The organism is Nitrososphaera sp., from assembly GCF_050748925.1.
Lineage (GTDB): Archaea > Thermoproteota > Nitrososphaeria > Nitrososphaerales > Nitrososphaeraceae > Nitrososphaera.
On record NZ_JBOGQF010000184.1, the window covers coordinates 1 to 2,711 of the forward strand.

Annotated in this window: 3 protein-coding genes and 1 pseudogene; all 4 read right to left on the minus strand. The window is 58.4% G+C overall.

Annotated features, from left to right (window positions below; translation table 11 throughout):
* Positions 1-763, minus strand: a 763-nt coding sequence (gene coaBC, locus ACREAY_RS11120; RefSeq protein WP_431755840.1) for a bifunctional phosphopantothenoylcysteine decarboxylase/phosphopantothenate--cysteine ligase CoaBC, incomplete at its 3' end; no start/stop codon positions are given.
* Complete coding sequence (gene panB, locus ACREAY_RS11125; RefSeq protein ID WP_431755841.1) at positions 760-1,605, minus strand: 3-methyl-2-oxobutanoate hydroxymethyltransferase; 846 nt, start codon at positions 1,603-1,605, stop codon at positions 760-762. The genes coaBC and panB, both read right to left, overlap by 4 nt.
* Positions 1,602-2,342, minus strand: coding sequence for a 4-phosphopantoate--beta-alanine ligase (locus ACREAY_RS11130; protein ID WP_431755842.1), 741 nt, complete (start codon positions 2,340-2,342; stop codon positions 1,602-1,604). Before ACREAY_RS11130 ends, panB begins: the two co-directional genes overlap by 4 nt.
* A 5-nt stretch (positions 2,343-2,347) precedes the next feature.
* Positions 2,348-2,711 (minus strand): annotated as a pseudogene (locus ACREAY_RS11135) (hypothetical protein); the annotation flags it as partial.

Consider the following 2,711-nt stretch of genomic DNA (forward strand, 5'->3'; position numbering starts at 1 on the left):
TAACGACTCTACCTGTGGGGCTTGCCGTGCCATGCCCGTACACGAGCGTAACCCTGGCGCCCATCCTCTCGGCCTCCCTTGTAATCGCGGCTCCCATCTTGCCCGAGCTCTGGTTGGTAATAACGCGCACCGGATCAATGTGCTCTACGGTGCTCCCCGCAGTTATCAGGATCTTTTTGCCTGCAAGGGGCCGGGAGCCGGCCAGGATTGCAATTGCAGCATCAAGCACCTGCCCCGGCTCGGCGACCTTGGCCTTGCCTTCCTCAATGTTGGGCCCAACAAACGTGGCGTGCCCCTGCAGTTTTCTCACGTTCTCCTGTATGAACGGGTTTTCGTACATTGCCTCATGCATTGCAGGAGCGATCACGACCGGGATCTTTGAGCCGAGTGCGACGCTCAGGACGGACGTCACGGGCGTATCGTCGATGCCGCCTGCCGCCTTGCCTATGGTGTTTGCCGTGCACGGGTACACGACTATTAGGTCGGATTTGCCATAATCTGCCAGTATGATGTGCTCCAGGTTGCCGGTAAGCTTTGTCACTACGTCGTTGCCGGTGGCCCACTTCATCATGTCGGGATGCAAGAGCGCAGTCGCGGTCGCCTCGCTCATGACAGCGTACACGTCCGCGCCGTGGCGCATAAAGAGCCGCGCAAGGTCGACGGCGCGGTAGGCCGCCACGCTCCCCGTGATGCAGAGCACGATCTTTCTTCCATCCAGCTCGCCACCCTCAGAGCCTGTTATGTCCTTTGACGGGTGGCTCATTTCTTTCTCCTCATCTTTTGCATTTCATCAGGGCTCATGTGGAATGTGTTCTGCTCTTCCGGGAACCTGCCGGCCTTGACGTCCTGGGCATAGCCTGCCACGGCGTCAAGGATGGGCTTGGCAAGCTCGGCATACCTCTTGACAAACCTCGGCTTGATGTCTTCGTATATCCCAAGCAAGTCGTGGAGCACGAGCACCTGGCCGTCGCAGCCGGGGCCTGACCCTATGCCTATCGTGGGCACGGAAACCTTTTTCGTAATGATTTCGGCGGCCTCACTTGCCACCATTTCAAGCACGATTGCAAAGGCGCCTGCCTTTTCAAGCGCCTGCGCGTCTTTGACCAGCCGCGAGGCGGAATCGGCAGTCTTGCCCTTGAGGCGATAGCCTTCCCACAGCGCGGCGGTCTGCGGCTTTAATCCTATGTGACCCATCACCGGCACGCCTGCATCCACCAGCGCCCTGACCTTGTCTGCAACCTCGGTGCCGCCTTCAAGTTTCACCGCGTCGCAGCCCGCCTTGATGAACTGCACCGCGTTTTCTATGGCCATACTCGTGCTCGGCTGGTACGAGCCAAACGGCATGTCGCCGACTATCATCGCTCGTTTGGCTCCCCTGGACACCGCGCCGCAAAACACCAGCATCTCTGGCATCCCGACGGGCACTGTGCTCGGGTGGCCGAGGACCACCATGCCCGCGCTGTCGCCGACGAGAATTACGTCGACACCCGCCCTGTCGCATATCAGCGACATCAAGTAGTCGTATGATGTGAGCACCGCGATCTTTTCCTTGCCCTTCATGGCGTCAAGGTCGGTGACGCTGACCTTCTTTCTTGTCTGCGTCATTTGGTTCCGCCCCTTATCGTCATTAGCGACCTGCCGAGGTTTTCATTGTTGTCAAATCCTGCCAGTATCTTTTGCAGCGTCTTTTCGTCTTTGCCCTTTAGTGCCTCTGCTGCCTTTACGAGGGCCGGCATGGCGCGCACGAGGTTATCGACTATGGTTACGCTTGCAGCCCTGGATGTGCGAGAGAGCGGGTTGAGGTCTATGGTTATGACTTTTTTTCCCATCCTTGCGAGCGCCTCCGCCCTGTCGCCGTCTTCAAGCGGGACAAAGACCGTGTCTGCGACAAAGATGCCTTCCGGGTCGACCCTCCTGCGCTCACTTGAAAGCTCCGGTATCTGTGCAGACGCCCCTTCGCCGACCCCGAGGACGTCTTTGGCGCCAAACCTCAAGAGCTCGTCCTTGATAGCCTGCTCTCGCTCTTGCGTCCTGTAAAACAGGTTGACTTCAATAGCCGCGCCTATAGCTTTTGCCAGTTCCACAATCTCTTTTGGCACAAGCGCCGCCGCGTTGCCGTTCACAGACAGCACCGGCCTTTTTGACAGCAAAAGCATTGCAGCCGCAGCCTCTGTTGCCTGTTTTGCGACTGCGCTGGTGCGCTCGCCGAGCAAATAGTCAAAAGCCTCGCCTCTGCCGTGCGCAATCAGCCCTTCCGGCGCCACCAGCCCCCGCCTGAACCCGTCGACCAGTCTCTCCCTCGTATGAAGCGACTTGGCCCTCGGGTGGTCCGCCGGTATCATTTGTTTTAGAGGACCCTTGCCCCTGTGCCAATGTTGCAGGCAAGCACCTTGCCGCCAAAACCCTTCAGGGCGTCGGCCGCTTCTCCTGCGCGCTCCTCTGGAACAAGCGTAAACACCGTCTGGCCAAAGAGCGCGACACTCGCCGGAATTCCTATGGTCCTGAGTGCCTCTATAGGAGCCCTGCACTTTCCTTCTGTGAGGCCGAGCGTCTGCGCAAAATGGAACGACATTTCCAGAAACTCGTTTACGTCCCTAGATTCTGACAGCCTGGCCAGCATCTTGCCCCCAAGGCCGTTGATTTCATTCATGCGATTTGCAAGAAACGCCCTTGTCGATATCGGGGCCATGCAGAGTATGACTGCCCTGTAG